At 40.8% G+C, this 18,606-nt stretch carries 16 protein-coding genes; 6 read left to right on the top strand and 10 right to left on the bottom strand.

Annotated features, from left to right (window positions below; all coding sequences use genetic code 11):
• Window position 1 precedes the first annotated feature (1 nt).
• Window positions 2–1,327 carry a xylose isomerase gene (gene xylA / locus LV92_RS11465; RefSeq protein WP_111623789.1) on the top strand — a complete coding sequence of 442 codons (1,326 nt, stop codon included), beginning with the start codon at window positions 2–4 and terminating at the stop codon, window positions 1,325–1,327.
• A gap of 124 nt (window positions 1,328–1,451) precedes the next feature.
• Entirely contained in the window at window positions 1,452–2,468 is a 1,017-nt protein-coding gene (locus tag LV92_RS11460; RefSeq protein WP_111623788.1) for a LacI family DNA-binding transcriptional regulator, read from the top strand.
• Window positions 2,469–2,490: 22 nt separating this feature from the next.
• On the opposite strand, the gene LV92_RS11455 is transcribed toward LV92_RS11460, so the two are convergent.
• Complete coding sequence (locus LV92_RS11455) at window positions 2,491–3,564, bottom strand: phosphotransferase enzyme family protein (protein WP_111623787.1); 1,074 nt, start codon at window positions 3,562–3,564, stop codon at window positions 2,491–2,493.
• A 12-nt stretch (window positions 3,565–3,576) separates the two neighbouring features.
• A complete protein-coding gene (locus LV92_RS11450; RefSeq protein ID WP_245946359.1) occupies window positions 3,577–4,467 on the bottom strand; it encodes a nucleotidyltransferase family protein in 891 nt (296 codons plus the stop codon).
• 274 nt (window positions 4,468–4,741) lie between these two features.
• On the opposite strand from LV92_RS11450, the gene hemN reads away from it, so the two are divergent.
• The 3 genes from hemN to LV92_RS11435 all read left to right on the top strand — a co-directional run bounded on the left by hemN (window position 4,742) and on the right by LV92_RS11435 (window position 8,198).
• Window positions 4,742–6,103 carry an oxygen-independent coproporphyrinogen III oxidase gene (gene hemN, locus LV92_RS11445; protein WP_111623786.1) on the top strand — a complete coding sequence of 454 codons (1,362 nt, stop codon included), beginning with the start codon at window positions 4,742–4,744 and terminating at the stop codon, window positions 6,101–6,103.
• A 53-nt stretch (window positions 6,104–6,156) separates the two neighbouring features.
• The gene (locus tag LV92_RS11440) at window positions 6,157–6,978 is read left to right on the top strand and encodes a universal stress protein (RefSeq protein WP_111623785.1); all 822 of its coding nucleotides are present in this window, start codon (window positions 6,157–6,159) and stop codon (window positions 6,976–6,978) included.
• A gap of 152 nt (window positions 6,979–7,130) precedes the next feature.
• Window positions 7,131–8,198, top strand: coding sequence for an amidohydrolase family protein (locus LV92_RS11435; protein ID WP_111624120.1), 1,068 nt, complete (start codon window positions 7,131–7,133; stop codon window positions 8,196–8,198).
• Window positions 8,199–8,226: 28 nt separating this feature from the next.
• On the opposite strand, the gene LV92_RS11430 is transcribed toward LV92_RS11435, so the two are convergent.
• The 8 genes from LV92_RS11430 to ccoS all read right to left on the bottom strand — a co-directional run bounded on the left by LV92_RS11430 (window position 8,227) and on the right by ccoS (window position 15,483).
• Window positions 8,227–9,096 (bottom strand): PIG-L deacetylase family protein, encoded by an 870-nt coding sequence (locus tag LV92_RS11430; RefSeq protein WP_111623784.1) that lies wholly within the window; start codon window positions 9,094–9,096, stop codon window positions 8,227–8,229.
• A gap of 141 nt (window positions 9,097–9,237) precedes the next feature.
• Window positions 9,238–9,939, bottom strand: a complete 702-nt coding sequence (locus LV92_RS11425; RefSeq protein ID WP_111623783.1) for a sulfite exporter TauE/SafE family protein — start codon at window positions 9,937–9,939, stop codon at window positions 9,238–9,240.
• 37 nt (window positions 9,940–9,976) lie between these two features.
• The gene (locus tag LV92_RS11420) at window positions 9,977–10,435 is read right to left on the bottom strand and encodes a FixH family protein (RefSeq protein ID WP_111623782.1); all 459 of its coding nucleotides are present in this window, start codon (window positions 10,433–10,435) and stop codon (window positions 9,977–9,979) included.
• 79 nt (window positions 10,436–10,514) lie between these two features.
• Window positions 10,515–11,933, bottom strand: coding sequence for a cytochrome c oxidase accessory protein CcoG (gene ccoG, locus LV92_RS11415; RefSeq protein WP_111623781.1), 1,419 nt, complete (start codon window positions 11,931–11,933; stop codon window positions 10,515–10,517).
• A 66-nt stretch (window positions 11,934–11,999) separates the two neighbouring features.
• Window positions 12,000–12,878 carry a cbb3-type cytochrome c oxidase N-terminal domain-containing protein gene (locus LV92_RS11410; RefSeq protein ID WP_111623780.1) on the bottom strand — a complete coding sequence of 293 codons (879 nt, stop codon included), beginning with the start codon at window positions 12,876–12,878 and terminating at the stop codon, window positions 12,000–12,002.
• Window positions 12,875–13,069: a CcoQ/FixQ family Cbb3-type cytochrome c oxidase assembly chaperone gene (locus LV92_RS11405; RefSeq protein WP_111623779.1), complete on the bottom strand. Its 195-nt coding sequence runs from the start codon at window positions 13,067–13,069 to the stop codon at window positions 12,875–12,877. The genes LV92_RS11410 and LV92_RS11405 overlap by 4 nt, the downstream gene beginning before the upstream one ends.
• Before the next feature lie 3 nt (window positions 13,070–13,072).
• Window positions 13,073–15,274: a cytochrome-c oxidase, cbb3-type subunit I gene (ccoN, locus tag LV92_RS11400; protein ID WP_111623778.1), complete on the bottom strand. Its 2,202-nt coding sequence runs from the start codon at window positions 15,272–15,274 to the stop codon at window positions 13,073–13,075.
• A 2-nt stretch (window positions 15,275–15,276) separates the two neighbouring features.
• Window positions 15,277–15,483: a cbb3-type cytochrome oxidase assembly protein CcoS gene (ccoS, locus tag LV92_RS11395; RefSeq protein WP_111623777.1), complete on the bottom strand. Its 207-nt coding sequence runs from the start codon at window positions 15,481–15,483 to the stop codon at window positions 15,277–15,279.
• Window positions 15,484–15,850: 367 nt separating this feature from the next.
• Between ccoS and LV92_RS11390 the strand changes: the two genes are divergently transcribed.
• Window positions 15,851–18,505: a DUF7133 domain-containing protein gene (locus tag LV92_RS11390; RefSeq protein ID WP_211322964.1), complete on the top strand. Its 2,655-nt coding sequence runs from the start codon at window positions 15,851–15,853 to the stop codon at window positions 18,503–18,505.
• The last annotated feature ends 101 nt before the right edge of the window (window positions 18,506–18,606 follow it).

Below are 18,606 nucleotides of genomic sequence, written 5' to 3'. Positions count from 1 at the left end.
GATGGCAATAATTGGAAACAAAGAATACTTTAAAGGAATAGGTGATATTAAATTTGAAGGCAAGGAATCCGATAATCCTTTGGCATTCAAATATTACAATCCAGACCAAGTGGTTGCTGGGAAAACCATGCGCGAGCATTTTAAGTTTGCCATAGCCTATTGGCATACCTTCTGCGGACAGGGAGCGGATCCGTTCGGTCCAGGTACCCAGAATTTTGCTTGGGACCAGTCTTCGGACCCTGTGCAGGCGGCCAAAGACAAGGCAGATGCGGCTTTTGAGTTTATCAGTAAAATGGGGTTTGATTATTTTTGCTTCCATGATTTCGATCTTATCCAGGAAGGAGCCACTTTTGCTGAATCTGAGAAACGTTTGTCAATAATTACCGATTATCTGAAGGAAAAAAAGGCCGACTCAGGAATCAAATTATTGTGGGGAACTGCCAATTGTTTCTCCAATCCACGTTATATGAACGGGGCTGCTACCAACCCTGATTTTAATGTAGTGGCAAGGGCAGGGGGCCAGATAAAATTGGCCTTGGATGCAACTATTGCCCTTGGTGGCGAGAATTATGTTTTCTGGGGCGGAAGGGAAGGTTATATGTCCCTTTTAAATACCGATATGGGACGCGAACTGGATCATATGGCCCAATTCTTAGGGATGGCCAGGGATTATGCCAGGGCCCAAGGATTTAAGGGGACCTTTTTTATAGAACCCAAGCCTATGGAACCTTCCAAGCATCAATACGATTTTGATACCGCAACTGCTATAGGATTCCTTCGTGAATACGGATTGGAGAAAGATTTTAAAATAAACATAGAGGTGAATCACGCCACCTTGGCCCAGCATACTTTTCAACATGAATTGGCAGTGGCAGCCAAGGCCGGAATGTTGGGTAGTATAGATGCCAATAGGGGGGATTACCAAAATGGATGGGATACCGATCAGTTCCCGAACAATATTCAAGAAACTACCGAGGCAATGTTGGTATTCCTTAAAGCAGGTGGACTGCAAGGTGGTGGCGTAAACTTTGATGCCAAAATAAGAAGAAATTCTACTGATTTGGATGATGTTTTCCATGCCCATATTGGTGGTGCGGACACCTTTGCCCGTGCCTTACTTACTGCAGATAGGATTATTTCTTCCTCTGCCTATGAGAAGATGCTTGCGCAAAGATACAGTTCCTTCGATTCAGGGAAAGGGAAGGACTTTGAGAATGGTAAGTTGAACTTGGAAGCCCTTTACAAAATTGCCCAAGAAAATGGGGAATTGAAGTTGCAGAGCGGGAAACAGGAGTTGTTCGAGAACATCATCAATCAATACATATAAGAGGCATAAATAGCACTAAGCTATTGGGCAATCGACTTGGGTTAATCTAAAGATTTTTACAAAAAATCTTTTAATAATATTATAAAGGGAGTTATTTTACCGAAATTCGGGATAAGATAATTCTATGAAAAAAATAACCCTAAAGGAGATTGCCCAATATTTTGGTGTTTCCATTTCAACGGTTTCCAAGGCCATTAATGATAGCCATGAAATCAGCGATGGACTAAAGGCTAAAATACGGCAGTTTGCCAAGGACAATAAATATAGGCCTAATAAAGTGGCCCTTAGTTTATTGCAGCGGAAGACAAAGACCATAGGAGTTGTAGTTCCCAATATTCTCAATTATTTTTTTACACAGGTATTTTCAGGGATTGAAAAAGTAGCTAATGAACGCGGGTATATTCTACTTAGCTGTATCAGTGATGAATCCTATGAAAAGGAGGTTGCCACCCTTGAGTTTCTAGGAGGTGGTACCGTTGATGGATTAATTGTGTCCATGGCGGAAGAAACACAGTTTAAGAACAAACTGGAACATTTTCAAAACATCCTGGACGAGCAAATTCCCTTGGTAATGTTCGATAGGGTTTCGGATGTAATTATATGTGACAAGGTAGTGGTTGATGATTTTGAGGCCGGTTATAAAACCACCAAATATTTTATAAATCTCGGTTGCAGAACGGTTGCCCTGGTTACCGCTATAGATCATTCCAGTGTAGGTAAATTGCGGGTGGAAGGATATAAAAAAGCCTTGGAAGAGGCTAATATTCCTTTTGATGATAAATTAATATTAAGAATAAGCAAGGATGATGATTTGGAAGTTCTAATAACTTTTTTGTTAAATTATAAGTCTATTGAGGGTATTATGGCTTTGGATGAAATTACGGCGGTAGAAGTCTTGAGACTGATCAAGGCCTGGGGGTATAGAGTGCCGGAAGACATTTCCGTTATAGGGTTTACCAATGGTAAATTATCGCGCTACGTAAGTCCGGCTCTTACCGCAGTAAGTCAGCACGGTACTTATATAGGGGAAACGGCGGCCAAGGTCCTAATTGAAAGGATAGAGAGCAAGGAATATATGGATTGCACCACCAAGGTAATTAAAACCAGCCTAATTGTTAGGGATTCCACCAAGAGGGTTTAATCGCTACCTGCACCCAAAAAAATTAAACCTTAGGGGTTAGCCCCTTTTTTACTACTTGGGTCATATACCCTACTTCTTGAAGGGCTTTATTGGTGAAGTCGAACAAGCTTAAACAGCGGTCCAAATTCTGGTTTTCGTAAGATACCTTGTAATAGATGTTATCGTTCAAATAGTCCGTAAGCGCCCTTAAACCGTGGATGAAGGGCATAAATACAGCTCCCCAAGACAGAAGGTCTATTTCTTCTTTGTATAAAAAGGGGCCGTTACTCTCTAGACCCTTTATGAAGGCCTCGAATAAAGGTTTCTCAAAAGTAATCTTCCCGTGATCCTGTTCGTCCTCCGCAGCGGTATTGGCAACGGTTCTTATGGCATCACCAAAATCAAAATAAAAATACCCTTTCATAATCGTATCCAAGTCTATAAGGCAAAGGGCTTTGTTGTTTTCTTTCGAGAAAAGGATATTGTTTAATTTGGTGTCATTGTGGCAAACCCGTAAAGGCAACTTGGAATTATCCAAAATTCTCAGTTTTTCCAAGGTTTCCTTGGCAAAGCTTATGGCCATTTTAGCCGTTTCCAACTTTTCTGTTTTCGCGGATAGAAGGGATTCCTCAAATTGATTTTCCCTTAAAGGGAGATTATGGAATTGCGGAATGGTATCCACATAATTGTCCAAGGGTGCCTCTGCAAGAAGTTGATGGAATTTTCCGACCACCCTACCGGCTTCATAAGCAATGTCCGTATCCGTGGCATTGTCATAGGCGGTAGTGTTGTTGATATAGGTCATCAATCTCCAATATCCTGTTTTTTCATCCTTAAAATAGGAATTGTCCCATTCCGTTTTTAAGAGTTCTATGGGCGTGTAATTTTGGTCCTGTAAATGTTGAAATGCGTTGGCAATATTGCCCATTAGGCCATGTACGTCCTTAAAGACATTATGGTTTACCCTTTGAAGAATATACAAGGGGTACTGGTTGTCCAGGACCAAATAGGTGTCATTGATATAACCCTGATTTATTCCTTGAAACTCATAGGTTTTCCTATCTATAGAGAAGTTTTTCAACAGCTCGTTGAGCTCAACATTTTTATTTTCAATCATGGAAAGGCTGTTCTAAACATTGTCCCAAAGCGGAGAGGTATACCCATTATTATCTGTCATACGCTGTAATTCTGTAACGGCCACATCTTTATCGCTGGCGTAGGTAACTCCAAACCATTGACTTGTAGAAGGAATTACATCTGCATCTATCAGATTTTTTGCGATCATCTCCTTGATGGCAAACGGAAGATATATTTCCCCTTTGGCATGGTTCTCCTTATTTCCGATAAAGTCTTTAAGGTACTCTGTGATAAAAGGAAATATGGAAGGCTGACAAACCCAGAAGTTCATGCTGACCAATTCTTCCCCGGTAAATTTGGTTCCAGAATCGGAATCAATAATAACATTATCCAGCGCTTCTATTTTGGTATGCTCGTGAATGGAAGTCAATTTTCCGCCCTCCGATTTACAAACTCCCCTGGAAACCGATCCGTGTTCGGATAGGGTGTTTTTTAGTATATAGGCAATAAGACCGAATGTCTCTTTGTTACCATTGTTCTTAATAAAGTCGGCTGCACTTTCAAAAGCACTTTTGCCGTAATAATCATCTGCATTAATTATGGCGAACGGTCTATCAATTACATTCCTAGCGGTCCAAACAGCATGTGCCGTGCCCCAAGGTTTAGCCCTTTCGCCAGTATAAGTTACACCTTCCGGAAGATCGTTTACTTCCTGGGCCAAAACATCCAGTTTAATATTTTTTGGTAATCTGCTGGATAAGTGCTCCTTCAAAAAATCTACATTTTCTTTTTTTGTAATAGCAACTATGTGGTCAAAACCATTTTTTAAGGCATCATAAATACTGAATTCCATTAAGAACTCGTCTTTAGGACCCAAGTCATCAAATTGTTTAAGCTTGCCATATCGGCTACCGCTACCGGCCGCCATTAAAAGTAATGTCATAATTGGTTATTTTTAAGTTTACAAAAATATAGTTTTTATCATAAAGGGGCCTCTAGAACGGATTAATTAAAAAATTAGTTTCTAATTGTACTGTTTTTAACGATTATTTAAATTAAGTCCGACTTCAAATCCTCGAGGAGAAAGATTTTTTCGGGAATTAAAGGTTATGGAATTGTGGTCCTTAGTTATTGGACGATAGTGAAACCTGATAAGTGTCATATTTTTAAAGGTTGCGTCATGGTATTTTTGTGGCTATTGCAAACAACAATGGCATATGACCAATTTAGTTCAAAAATACAATATCCCCGGTCCCAGATATACCAGTTACCCTACGGTGCCCTATTGGGATTTGGAATCTTTTTCTGGCCGACAATGGCAAAATACTTTGATAAAAAATTTTAATGAAAGTAACGGGGAGGAGGGTATTAGTCTATATATCCACCTGCCTTTCTGTGAAAGCCTCTGTACTTTTTGCGGGTGTCATAAAAGAATTACGAAACGGCATGAAGTTGAAAACCCATATATCAGCGATGTCCTGAAAGAGTGGAAACTCTATTGTGATTTGTTTGAAACAAAACCAAGAATAAAGGAGCTTCATCTGGGGGGAGGAACCCCTACTTTTTTCTCGCCAGAGAATTTAACAAGGCTTATCAATGGTATTTTTACCTCTGCCACCCGTGCGGAGAATTACGAGTTTAGTTTTGAAGGTCATCCCAATAACACCACCAAAGAACATTTAAAAGCGCTTTATGATGTTGGATTTAGAAGGGTAAGTTATGGGGTTCAGGATTATAACAAGAAAGTTCAGCTTGCTATTCATAGGCTGCAACCCTTTGAAAATGTAAAAAATGTTACCCAATGGGCCAGGGAAATAGGATATACTTCTGTAGGTCATGATATTATTTTTGGCTTGCCCTTTCAAACGAAGGAAGATGTTGCCGAAACAATTTTAAAGACCAAGGAATTAATGCCAGATAGATTGGCCTTCTACAGTTATGCTCATGTTCCTTGGTTAAAAGGAAATGGACAAAGAGGGTATAAAGATTCAGATTTGCCAACGGCGGAGGAGAAGCGGGAGCAGTATGAGATGGGCAAGACTTTGTTGGCCGAGGTGGGCTATTCTGAAATAGGAATGGATCATTTTTCACTAAAGACCGATTCGCTCTATAAGGCTATGGAGAATGGAACCTTGCATAGGAATTTTATGGGCTATACGGCCTCTAAGACCAGGGTTATGGTAGGTTTGGGAATTTCCAGTATAAGTGATAGTTGGGATAGCTTTGCGCAAAATGTAAAAAGTCTGGAAGAGTATCGCCACTTGGTGGAAAGTAACATTATTCCTATTTATAGAGGTCACATTTTAACTGAAGAAGACAGGGTTATTCGCAAGCATATCTTAAATTTAATGTGTAAATTTAAGACTAGCTGGGAGAATGAAAATGAAAGGTTGGTCGAATTGGATGAGGTCAAGGACAAACTAAAGGAAATGGCTTTGGACGGTTTGGTGGAATTTGTTTCAAATGGAATTCACGTAACCGAAAAAGGAAGGCCTTTTGTACGCAATGTGTGTATGGCGTTCGATTTGTTCCTGCATCGCAAGGCACCGGATACTAGATTGTTTTCGATGACTATTTAATTGTGCCTTCTATTTTTTAACCTCTTGATAATATAATCATTAAAAATAAATCTATGAAAAAAATTATTGTACCCGTCGATTTTTCAGAACAATCTGAAAATGCCCTAAAAACGGCCGCTTCCATTGCTACAAAATACGGATCTGAGATTTTTGTCCTACATATGCTGGAATTGTCGGAGGCCCTTGTTTCCGCCAATGAGCAGGCACATTATCAGCAAGCCGTCTTTTTAATAAAATTGGCAGAAAAAAGGTTTGAGACATTTTTGGAGAAGCCATATCTAAAGGGAATCAAGATTACTCCTATTGTAAAGCATCATAAAGTGTACAGCGAAGTTAATGAGGTTGCAGAAAAGCACCAGGCAGATCTAATTATTATGGGGTCTCACGGAACAGATGGCATCGCAGAAATTTTTGTGGGTTCCAATGCTGAGAAAATGGTAAGGAATTCCAACATACCGGTTTTGGTAATTAAGGATTATATTGAAGGTTTTGAGGTAAAACGATTTGTTTTTGCCTGTGATTTTGAGGAGGAAAATCTGGAAGCATTCCAAAGGGCCAAGAAATTGGCGGATAAGCTTGCTGCTGAATTGATTTTGGTAAATATCAATACTCCTGGAGATAATTTTCTGAGCACTAAGGATGCTTTTAAGAAAATTAATAAGTTTCTGCATTTGGCCAAGGCGAGTTTGGAAGTCGAGATATATAACGATTATGGTGTAGAGAGGGGAATACTTGCATTTAGTGAAAGCAGGAATGCCGATTTAATAGGTTTGCCTACCCACGGGAGAAAAGGGCTTTCACACTTTCTAATGGGCAGTATTGGGGAGGATGTGGCCAATCATTCCAAAATACCCGTTATCACTTTTAAAATTTAGAGGACTTGGAAGTCAATAAGGCCAGGAACCCGACCTGGCCATCATAGTCTAGGTCAAGTATTGGTTAAATTGCTTGTAATAAGTAATGTTTAAATCGCTATATTTGAGATACATGGGACAACCATCACGGTCTAATTCCCATGAAACTCGATATGAAAAATTACTACCACATTTTTTTATTCGTTGCTTTTATTTCTACTTCAGTAAGAGCACAGGAAGACATTCTACTTAAGGATTACGATCCAGTATCCATTTATAATACCCCTAGTACCAAGATATCCAAAGCTAAATTTCCCTTGGTGGATTTTCATTCACATCTGTATCCAAAATCGGAACAGGAAATAAGCGAATGGGTGAAGATAATGGACCGGGTAGGGGTTGCCAAATCTATTGTACTCACTTATCAGACGGGGAAGTCCTTTGATAGTATTGTTAATCTTTATTCCAAATACGGGGACCGTTTTGAGCTTTGGTGCGGCTTCGATTTTACCGGTTCCGAAGAAAAAGGCTGGAGCAAACGTGCCGTAAAGGAGTTGGAAAGATGTTTTAAGATGGGAGCAAAAGGGGTTGGTGAATTGGGCGACAAAGGTTTTGGTTTTTTTTACTCTAAACCAACACCGGCAGAAGGCATGCATGCGGATGATGAGAGGATGAGGCCACTATGGGAAAAATGTGGTGAATTGGGCATGCCGGTGAGTATTCATGTTGCGGATCCCATGTGGATGTACGAACCAATGGATGTTCATAATGATGGGCTGATGAATGCCTACAAATGGAGAATAGATACTACACGGGAAGGGCTATTAACGCATGCCGAACTAATTACTACCTTGGAAAATGCAGTTAGGGAAAATCCAAAAACCACTTTTATTGCCTGTCATTTTGCTAATTGTAGTTATGATCTGGATATTCTTGGGAGACTTTTGGACAAATACGATAATATGTTTGCCGATATTTCGGCCAGATATGCGGAAACAGCGGCCGTTCCCCGTTACACAAAGCGCTTTTATGAAAAGTATCAGGATAAATTGGTTTATGGTACTGATATGGGTACCGATCCGGAAATGTACGAATTAACATTTCGCATCCTTGAAAGCGAGGATGAACATTTTTATGACAAGAATATATCTTCCTATCATTGGTCGTTCAACGGGTTGGGCCTTAGCGATGAGGTTTTGAAGAAATTATATAGCGAAAATGCCAAAAAAATCCTGGACTAGACAATATTGTCTTTAGTCTTAGATGGGGTTATTTTTGGAGCATGGGGAAAAGTATCCCAATTTCTTCATCTGTAGGCTGCTTGCCGTACTCACATATTTCAAAACCCTCTATATGTTTGGCGCTGGAAGCTTTTGGACCGTACCATTTTTCCGCACATTTAAGGAGGACCTCCTTGGGAGGTTGTGATCTCCAATTGGCCAACATTTCCAATCTTCCCTTATCATCCTTGGGCACCTTGTCCAAATTTCCGGCTGTCCATGGAAGCCATTCAAAGAACTGGGATTTGTGTGCCGACATGGAATACACTTTTTGATCAAAAACACTATCGATGATCACGGCAATGTCCGGTTCGAACGGGCTGGGTTTTTGAAAACCATCTTCCGAGTAAAGAAAGACTGGATTTTTTTGTAGCGGGGGCACTTCTGGGGCTACATTTGGAACTATTACCATATAGGCGGCGTCCTGTACCAAAACCCCGGTATACCTGTGGTCCGGATGATAATCATTGGGTCTGGGGGCAATGACCACATCGGCATTCCATTTTCTGATTTCACGTATCACCTTAAGTCGATTTTCCAAAGTAGGCATCAATTCCCCATCATGGTTATCCAAAACCGTATATTCTACTCCAAATCTTTTACCTGCTTCCTTGGCCTCCGCAATCCTTACTTTGGCAAGCTCCCCTCCGCCCATGGCATAATGGCCGGCATCGCCATTGGTGAGGGAAACAAACTTTACATTATGCCCCAACTTGGCCAGTAAAATGGCCGTACCTCCAGTGTCGATATCGCAATCATCGGGATGTGCGCCAAAAACGATGACGTTTATTTTTTCGTTCTGTGAAAATAATACCGTCCAATTCAAAAGGAGGTAACATAGAAGTATAATTTTCTTCATTGGAGTATGTTTGTAGTTGGGTGAATATGTATTATGCTAAAAATCGATTGGGCATGCTTACGAAAGCTGATTTCCAATATGCTTGAAATTTACATTAATTTCATATATACGACAAGTCTAAAATGATGGGGTAATGGCTTATTAGTGGCATTCCAGATTGCTGTCAACAACCTCCATGACAGGTTCGGGCGAAATATAGGGAATACCTAGTCCCATTCCTCTTAATATAAACAGTAATCCAACAAGGATCACGAATACCGGGATCAATCTCTGCACCGATTTTTTGGCCGAGCCTTTTAACATACTCCCAAAGTAGACGGCAGTGGTCATTAAAGGGATGGTGCCTAGTCCAAATAAGGCCATGAACAGTGCCCCAAGCCACGGGTTAGCGGTCGCAATACTCCCGAAAAGGGCCATATAAACTAATCCACAGGGCAGTAATCCGTTTAGAAAGCCAATGGTGAGAAAGGTGTCCGGACTCTTTTTTTGCAATTCCTTGCCAAGTTGACTTTTTATTTTGGTCAAGAAAGAATATATGGGTTTGGAGAAATTGTATTTGCTAAAAGTTTTGTACGGAATTAGGATTATGACGATCATCAGGACTCCGATGATGATGGAAAGCCTTTGCTGTAGGCCAAAGACATAAAGTCCTTTGCCTAAAAATCCAAAAATGATACCTATTAGGCTATAGGAGGTAAGCCTGCCCATATGATAAAGAAAGACCTGGAATAGTTTTTTGGCCGGTTTGTTATGGTCTACTGGTAACATAAAGGCAATAGGACCGCACATTCCAACACAGTGGAAGCTTCCCATTAGACCCAATATTACGGCAGATAACAACATAGTTTAAAGGTATTGACCTTTGTGATATTTACAGTCCTTATTTAACTTGGTGATAGGTTATTTTTTTCTTAAACAAATAGACTTCATCATTGTATTCCCAGGATACTTTAATGTCCCAGCGACCATCCAACAAACGATTGTCAGGTATGAGCAAATAGTCTTGGGATAGACTTATAGGTAAGTCAAAATCCAAGTGCTTGTTAGATGGCCTGTAAAGGGACACTGTACCTTTGATATCTTCTATATTCAGGTTATTTGGGAAGACCACTTTTATACCTTTATCGGTTGTTTCCATTGTAAGGTCAACTTCTTTGGCGCGTGAATTATTTTGTGCATCAATTTCTTTTTGATATCCCAATTCTGCCCCATAGTAATTCTCGATTACCAAATCGTGATTGGCCTTATTGTCCATACTCATGCGAACTACAAAAAAGAGTATAAAACTTATAAACCCTATGAAGGCTAGTACAATTCCGGTTCCCCAATTAATTTTCATGGCTTTTCCTTTTAGTTTCGATTTCCTATTGACAGGAAAATCTATTCGTTTTTTAGGTTTTTAACCTACCCTTTTTAATTTACTTATAGCTTCTAGGAGCTAAGAATCTGGCCGTTGCCGTTTCAATTAATTTATCCCCACTATAGACTCCAATACTCAATTTGTTCTTGTCACCTTCCAAAGCCGAATTGTTTATTTCTACAAATAGGGTGCCTTCCGCCAATCCCTGTGCAGGTACCTTAAAAAGTTGATGTCTAACCAGGTTGATGGTTCCTTTGTGAGACATCAGCTTAAAGCTTACGTCCGGAATATCCTTGGTGGTTTTGTTTACCAATTTATACGTGTAAACGTTGCTGATAATATTGTCTTCCTTATGTTCGTAAAGTTGTCCTGGAAGTCTAAGGATATTTGCTTCCACTTCATTTCTTAAAAACAGCATTCCGATCAAAATTCCTGTAAGAATAACAAGAACGGCGGTGTAGCCTTTTAGTCTTGGTGTAAACTTGAACTTGGACTTTTTCTCGATATTGTCTTCACTGGCATAACGGATAAGTCCTTTGGGCAGGTTTACCTTTTCCATTATGGTGTCGCATTCGTCAATACAAGCCGTACAGTTAACACATTCCAATTGGGTCCCGTTTCTGATGTCTATACCTGTAGGGCAGACGTTTACGCATTGAAAACAATCAATACAGTCACCATGTCCCAAGGCAGCCCTATCCTCTCCTTTTCTAAACTTTTTTCTTCCGTTTTCAGCCTCTCCACGTTTATGGTCGTAGGCCACTACAATAGACTTATTGTCCAGAAGTACGCCTTGCATACGTCCGTAGGGGCAGGCTATGATACATACTTGTTCCCTGAACCAGGCAAACACAAAATAGAATACCGCAGTAAAAATTAAAAGTGATACCAGGGTACTTACATGTTGTAACGGGCCATCGGTGATATATTCAATCAATCGGTCACTTCCAATTAAATAGGCTAGGAATACATTGGCTATTAAAAAGGAGATAATGAAAAAAATAATCAGTTTAAGGGCACGTTTCCTTATTTTCTCCGCGTTCCAAGGCTGCTTGCTAAGCCGTATTTGGGCTCCTCGGTCACCATCGATCCAAAATTCGATCCTTCTGAATACCATTTCCATGAAGATTGTCTGTGGGCACATCCAGCCACAAAAAATACGGCCAAAAGCAACTGTAAATAAGGCTATGAATATTACCCCGATGATCATCGAAATTACAAAGAGATGAAAATCCTGTGGCCAAAAAGGAAACCCAAAAATATTGAAACGCCTTTCCAGTACATTGAACATTAGGAACTGGTTGCCGTTCACTTTTACAAAGGGAGCTAGAAAAAGAAATGCCAAAAGCACATAACTCACATACTTGCGATATTCATAAAACTTGCCACTAGGCTTTTTTGGATATATCCAAGCCCTTTTCCCGTCCTCATTTATTGTTCCTATGGAATCCCTAAAATTGTCCTGGTCCTGTGCCATTTCTTTTTTCTACTTTATTGTAATTAATCGTAAGCGTAAAAATGTGCCTAATAATATTTTAAGTGTTTACTCTCCAGTCCAGATTTCACCTTCTGCGGCCTTTGGATTGGCAGGTGTCTTGCCGTTTATTTCCGAGAGGATATAACTGGCTACCTGGGCTATTTCGGCTGGTTTAAGAGTCTGTTTCCACGCTATCATGCCCTTTCCGTCCCTTCCGCCTTCGGAAATGGTATGGAAAACGTTTTTCACACCGCCTCCCAAAATCCAATATTCGTCGGTTAGATTTGGTCCAATACCACCACCGCCGTCCGGCATATGGCAAGCTACACAATTGGCGCCGTATAGGGCCCCACCAGCCTTAATATCGGAGGCTTCAGTCAATAGTTCCACCGTATTGGCGTCAACCAAACCTTTTGCGGTCTTTTTATACTCTTCAATTGCAATCTGGGCCTGCGCCACTTCCTGTTCGTATTCCATGTCTTGGGTATAGTCGTTAAAGACGTGGAAACGGGCCAAATAAACCACTCCAAAAATAATGGTGGCATAGAACATATACACCCACCAAGGCGGAAGATTGTTGTCCAATTCACGGATTCCGTCATAATTGTGGTCCAGGATAATTTCCTTTTCTTCCTCAACAGGTTTGTTTCCGGTAATTTTCTTCCAGAAGGCTTTGCCCCATTTCCACTCCCATTGCTTGGATTTGGATTCCAAATATCGCTTTTGCGCTTCAGGGGATAAGGTTTGGAACATTACATTTTCCACCGATTTTAGGATCAATTCAATACCCACCAATATGAACAACACCATCAACATAAACATGAGGGTGATAGGATATTCAATAAATGCGGGTTTGTCCCCGGAGTCAATAAAATACTCCATCAATCCGAAGATTAGGAAAAAGATTAAGGGGACTCTTATCCACCAAGGTGACATATTTCTCATAACGATTCTTCTTTAGGTTGGTTTTCTGTTTCTAATGGTATTTCGCTAACTTCCTTGATATGTTCTTTAGAGGCGGTAAAGACCCACCAGAAAAGAATGGTAAAAAACAAAAAGAAGATTAACAGTGATATCATGGGATAGGTGGCAACGCCATCTATGCTTTCCATATAACCTTTTACGAATTTTAGCATGACTTATTTGTTTTGTGAAATTATTTCGTCCGTTTCCTTAATTTTTATATCTGTACCCAGACGTTGTAGATAGGCTATCATAGCTACAATTTCCCTATCCTTCATTTCTATGAATTCTTCCCCGTTTTCAGCGGCATATTTTTTGTCCTCTTCATACCCTTTGGCAAAATCCGGATCTGAGTATAGATTTTTTTCTATTTTGGTAGCTTGCTCGTTCATAGATTGTTCGGCATTTGCAATCTCCTCATCGGAATATGGTACTCCCAGGGTAACCATGGTTTCCATTTTGGTCTGAATATTACCTCTGTCGTGTTTATTGCGCACCAACCATGAATAAGAAGGCATAATAGATCCGGAAGAGGTACTTTGTGGGTCATACATATGGTTCAAGTGCCAGTTGTCCGAATATTTGCCACCTACCCTTAAAAGATCGGGCCCGGTACGCTTGCTTCCCCAAAGGAAAGGGTGGTCGTACACATACTCACCTGCTTTGGAGTACTCGCCATAACGTTCAACCTCGCTTCTGAAAGGCCTTACCATTTGGGAGTGACAGCCAACACAGCCTTCCCTTATATACAAATCCCTACCTTCCAATTCCAGAGGGGTATAAGGCTTAACACTGGTAATTGTTGGAATGTTCGACTTCACCAGAATAGTGGGGACAATTTGGATTATCCCTCCTATTAAAATGGCAATGGTAGCCAAAATGGTCAATTGAATTGGCTTACGCTCCAACCAAGTGTGGAAAGTTTCTCCAGCGGTTCTTTTCTTGGATACGGTAGTCAATGCTGCCGCCTCTGCCAATTCATCCTCTACCTTTGTGCCCTGCTTAATGGTAACAACTACGTTGTAGATCATAACAATTGCCCCAATAATATACATGGTGCCACCAATGGCCCTCATCCAGTACATTGGAATAATTTCATTTACGGTCTCCAAAAAGTTACCGTAGGCCAAGGTTCCGTCCGGGTTAAATTCTTTCCACATTAAGGCTTGGGTAAAACCGGCAACATACATTGGAAGGGCATAAAGTATTATTCCTAAGGTACCTATCCAGAAATGAAAATTGGCCATGGGTATTGAGTGCAATCTGGTCTTGAACATTTTTGGAACCATCCAGTAGATCATCCCGAAAGTCAGGAATCCGTTCCAGGCCAAGGCTCCGACGTGCACGTGTGCAATAATCCAATCGCTAAAATGCGCTATGGCATTTACATTTTTAAGGGAAAGCATGGGTCCTTCAAAAGTGGCCATACCGTATCCTGTAATGGCAACCACCATAAACTTCAAAACCGGGTCTGTTCTTACCTTATCCCAGGCTCCACGCAAAGTCAGTAGTCCATTGATCATACCTCCCCAAGATGGTGCGATCAGCATTATAGAAAAGGCGACCCCTAAATTTTGGGCCCATTCAGGTAAGGTAGAATATAATAAGTGGTGAGGTCCGGCCCAGATGTAAATAAATATCAAGGACCAAAAATGTACAATGGATAGTCTGTAGGAATATACAGGCCTATTGGCCGCTTTGGGCACAAAGTAGTACATTAATCCTAAGAAAGGTGTGGTGAGGAAGAATGCTACGGCATTGTGTCCGTACCACCATTGCACCAAGGCATCCTGTACGCCTGCATATACAGAATAACTTTTGAAGGCACTAACGGGAAGGGCAAGACTATTAAAGATATGAAGTACTGCAACTGTTACAAAGGTTGCCAGATAAAACCAAATAGCCACGTATAAATGACGTTGTCTTCTCTTTAGCATTGTCCCGATAAGGTTCCAGCCAAAGGCTACCCAGACCACCGCAATGGCTAAATCTATAGGCCATTCCAGCTCTGCATATTCTTTGGATGATGAGTAGCCCAAGGGCAGGGTAATTGCTGCTGCTACTATGATAGCTTGCCATCCCCAGAAATTAAATTTACTTAGTGCATCGCTGTACATTCTCGCTTTTAACAAACGCTGGGTAGAATAATAAACGCCCGCAAAAATGGCATTTCCCACAAAGGCAAAAATAACCGCGTTGGTGTGTAAGGGCCTTAAACGGCCAAAACTCAACCACGATATCCCATCGGTATAATTTGGGAACATAAACATAAACGCCAGCATAAGGCCCACTGTCATTCCTACAATTCCCCAAAACATAGTTGCATAAAGGAATTTTTTTACGATTTTGTTATCGTAATAAAACTGTTGTACTTCCATAATTACAATTTTTGACTTTCACTTTTTTGGTTAGATATTTCTTCGGTCTTCTCGGAAGAACTTTTTACAAGCTCATCCTCAAAGAGCATACGAACGGATGGGGTATAGGAATCATCATATTGACCATTCTTGGTAGCAATAATAAAAGCCGCAAAAAAGATGACGGCTATAACAATACTCAATGCCAGCAATAAATAAATTACACTCATACCTATCTGAATTAAGGCGTAAAACTAAACATGGGGGTTATGGAATAATATGACATTTATCAGCTTTTGATAAAATATTACAAGTTCTTTTCCCCAAATACATTTTTAAATTGCCCTCCTTTCAAATATCCTGATTTTTAATGTGATATCCTCTATGGAATCTTTAAAAAATTAAAGGTTTCATTTGAGATTGGGCATAACTTTTATAATGGGGATTCATCTAAAATAATGTTCCCCTGCCCGTAATAATTCAATTTAATCATGGATTTATGGGAAAGATTTTTAGTTTTGCCGCTACTTTGTTGAAAATCCGGTAAACCTTTACTGGTTTTTCTACCCTAGGGTGTAATTACAAATTTTAACGGAAATGATTATGTTTAAAAAGGCAGGATTTATTTTATTTTCAAGTTTTATATTTTTTAGTTGTAAGCATGGGGAGGTCCCGTGTACCCCAAGTACTGAGGCAATAAATTATCCTTCCAGCGATTCTTTGGCCCAGGTCCTTAATTGGCCCGAAGATTTGAATATTACTGGGTTTTCAGGTCCTGAATTAACGCCAAGTCCTGCCTGTATGTCTGTAGCTGCTACCGGAGAGGTCTTTGTTGGGGTAGACATGATGGGTTCCCTTGGGAAGGAGATGAACAAAGGGTTTATAAAACGTTTGGTAGATTGTAATCACGATGGAATAATGGATTCCTATACGGAATTTGCACAGGTAGATAACCCTCGGGGTATTTTGGCCATTGGGGATGAAGTATTTGTTTTGCATACTACTTTTTCGCCCGAAACGGGAAAAGCTTTTAATATGGACTTGGTGGTATTTGAAGATAAGGACAAGGATGGAGTGGCCGACGGTCCTGCCAAGGTTTTAATAAAGAATTTGAGTAATTCCAAATACCTAGCAGATAGAGGAACAGATCATGCTACCAATGGCATTCAGATGGGTATAGACGGGTGGATATATATTGCCGTGGGCGACTTCGGTTTTCACAATGCCACAGATCGTGATGGAACACAATTGACCATGTTGGGCGGTGGTGTCCTGCGCGTACGTCCGGACGGAACTGAAATGGAAGTGTATACCCATGGGTTGAGGAATATTTACGACGTTGCCATTGACCCTTTTATGAATATTTACACCAGGGGCAATACCAATGATGGTGGGGGCTGGAACATTAGATTTATTCATCAGATACAATCAGGGGAATATGGATATCCTGTCCTATTCAAGCATTTTACGGAAGAGATCCTTCCTGCCTTAGTGGATGTTGGAGGTGGCTCCGGAACAGGGTCCCTTTATATGAACGATAACCGCTGGCCGGAAAAATACAACAATGTTCCCATGATGGCCGATTGGGGCAGAAGCTATCTATATTTTCACAGGCTTACTGAAAACAAGGCCAGTTTTATACAGGATGAGGAAGAGTTTATTCAGTTGCCGCAGATAACCGATGTGGATGTGGATGCTGCCGGTGCCATGTATCTTTCTGCTTGGGATGGTGCAGGCTATTCCGGAAGTCCTGATAAAGGCTATGTGGTTAGGGTTTTACCTGAAAACTATAATTATGAGCCATTTCACAATCCACAGGATTTCTACTGGACAGGTAGTTTGGTGGATCTTCTAAAGGCAGGTAATGCCAAGGCTCGTTTAAGTGCCCAGTATGAATTGATAAAAAGAGGGAAAGGGGGCGATAATGTTTGGGAATTGGCCCAAGACAGCTCTTTGCCACTGGAGGTACGCGCCACTGCCATATTCACTTTTGCCCAATTGGCGGGGGAAGGCGGAATTGATCGTTTGGTTTCATTAACTGAAGACCCACAGGTTCAAGAATTTGCCTTAAGGGCCTTGTCGGACCGTTTGGGGACAATAGAAAAAGTACCTACAGAACCATTTTTAAATGCATTGAAGTCCGACTCTGATAGGGTAAAGGCGGCTGCTATTGTTGGTTTGGGCAGATTGGGCAAGAAGGAAGCGGCCAATGAATTACTGGAGATTCCAGTTCCAAATTCATTTACAGCTCCAGAAATGGGGACTGAAGGGCCTCATGCCAGGCCTAATGCCGAAATTATTGTACCGCATTTGGCTGTCAAGGCATTGGTTAAATTAGATGCTGTGGACGCCTGCATCAGTGCCTTAGGTACCGATCAGAGGGATATGGCACTTTGGGCAATGCGATATATGCATAGCCCCAAGGCTGTTGATGGAATGATAAAGGCCTATGAAAATACGGAAGAAGCCGTTTTCAAGAATAAAATAGTCAATACCTTGGCACGTATTTATCATAAAGAAGCACCCTATGATACTTCTTGGTGGTGGAGCACCCGCCCGGATACCCATGGCCCGTATTATAAAACTGTAGAATGGGATTACACCCCTGTGATACGCTCATTTTTAATGGGGGAATGGGAAAAGTCTTCGGAAGATGAAAAGGAACTTTACGCAGAATTAAACAGTAAGTACAGATTGGCGATCGATGATTTTGGCACCGTTGATTTTACGGCTCCCAAAGAGGATATGCCAACGGTTGACCTAGAAAAGATCAAAAACAAAAAAGGACAGATCGGGGAGGCTTCCATTGAGGATATCATGATCGCTTTGAAAAGCATAAAGGGTGATCCTGAAAAAGGAAAGGAAATTTTCAAGACCCAAGCTTGTTTTACCTGTCATAGTGTATCTTCTGGGGAAGTAATGAAAGGTCCGTTTATGGGTCAAATAGGTTCTATTATGAACAGGGAACAGATCGCTGAGTCTATCTTGAAGCCCAATGCCTCCATTTCCCAAGGATTTTCAACGGTACAGATACAGACAAAAGGAGGGGATAATTATGTTGGTTTTGTAACCCAGGAATCGGCCACGGACCTGACCATAAGAAATATTGCAGGTATTGCTACCCAATTAAAAAAATCCGACATCGCCGAAAGAAAGGAGTTGGATACTTCAATGATGCCTTCTGGTTTGGTGAATGCCCTGAGTTATGAAGAAATGGCTTCCTTGGTGGCGTATTTAGAGCAACAGAAATAAGAGAAGGGTCCTTCCTTAACTTAAAGTAATTGAGATGTTGATAAGGTGATTTCGATTTAAATTGTAATTCAAATAAATGATTATCAATTAATTAAAGTTAA

Source organism: Arenibacter echinorum, assembly GCF_003259375.1.
GTDB lineage: Bacteria > Bacteroidota > Bacteroidia > Flavobacteriales > Flavobacteriaceae > Arenibacter > Arenibacter echinorum.
This window is presented reverse-complemented; position numbering and strand designations above follow the sequence as displayed.

Excerpts from the sequence above, each read along its gene's own strand:
- xylA (WP_111623789.1), top strand. The coding sequence starts at position 2 with ATGGCAATAATTGGAAACAAAGAATACTTTAAAGGAATAGGTGATATT.
- LV92_RS11460 (WP_111623788.1), top strand. The coding sequence starts at position 1,452 with ATGAAAAAAATAACCCTAAAGGAGATTGCCCAATATTTTGGTGTTTCC.
- LV92_RS11455 (WP_111623787.1), bottom strand. The coding sequence starts at position 3,564 with ATGATTGAAAATAAAAATGTTGAGCTCAACGAGCTGTTGAAAAACTTC.
- LV92_RS11450 (WP_245946359.1), bottom strand. The coding sequence starts at position 4,467 with ATGACATTACTTTTAATGGCGGCCGGTAGCGGTAGCCGATATGGCAAG.
- hemN (WP_111623786.1), top strand. The coding sequence starts at position 4,742 with ATGACCAATTTAGTTCAAAAATACAATATCCCCGGTCCCAGATATACC.
- LV92_RS11440 (WP_111623785.1), top strand. The coding sequence starts at position 6,157 with ATGAAAAAAATTATTGTACCCGTCGATTTTTCAGAACAATCTGAAAAT.
- LV92_RS11435 (WP_111624120.1), top strand. The coding sequence starts at position 7,131 with ATGAAAAATTACTACCACATTTTTTTATTCGTTGCTTTTATTTCTACT.
- LV92_RS11430 (WP_111623784.1), bottom strand. The coding sequence starts at position 9,096 with ATGAAGAAAATTATACTTCTATGTTACCTCCTTTTGAATTGGACGGTA.
- LV92_RS11425 (WP_111623783.1), bottom strand. The coding sequence starts at position 9,939 with ATGTTGTTATCTGCCGTAATATTGGGTCTAATGGGAAGCTTCCACTGT.
- LV92_RS11420 (WP_111623782.1), bottom strand. The coding sequence starts at position 10,435 with ATGAAAATTAATTGGGGAACCGGAATTGTACTAGCCTTCATAGGGTTT.
- ccoG (WP_111623781.1), bottom strand. The coding sequence starts at position 11,933 with ATGGCACAGGACCAGGACAATTTTAGGGATTCCATAGGAACAATAAAT.
- LV92_RS11410 (WP_111623780.1), bottom strand. The coding sequence starts at position 12,878 with ATGAGAAATATGTCACCTTGGTGGATAAGAGTCCCCTTAATCTTTTTC.
- LV92_RS11405 (WP_111623779.1), bottom strand. The coding sequence starts at position 13,069 with ATGCTAAAATTCGTAAAAGGTTATATGGAAAGCATAGATGGCGTTGCC.
- ccoN (WP_111623778.1), bottom strand. The coding sequence starts at position 15,274 with ATGGAAGTACAACAGTTTTATTACGATAACAAAATCGTAAAAAAATTC.
- ccoS (WP_111623777.1), bottom strand. The coding sequence starts at position 15,483 with ATGAGTGTAATTTATTTATTGCTGGCATTGAGTATTGTTATAGCCGTC.
- LV92_RS11390 (WP_211322964.1), top strand. The coding sequence starts at position 15,851 with ATGATTATGTTTAAAAAGGCAGGATTTATTTTATTTTCAAGTTTTATA.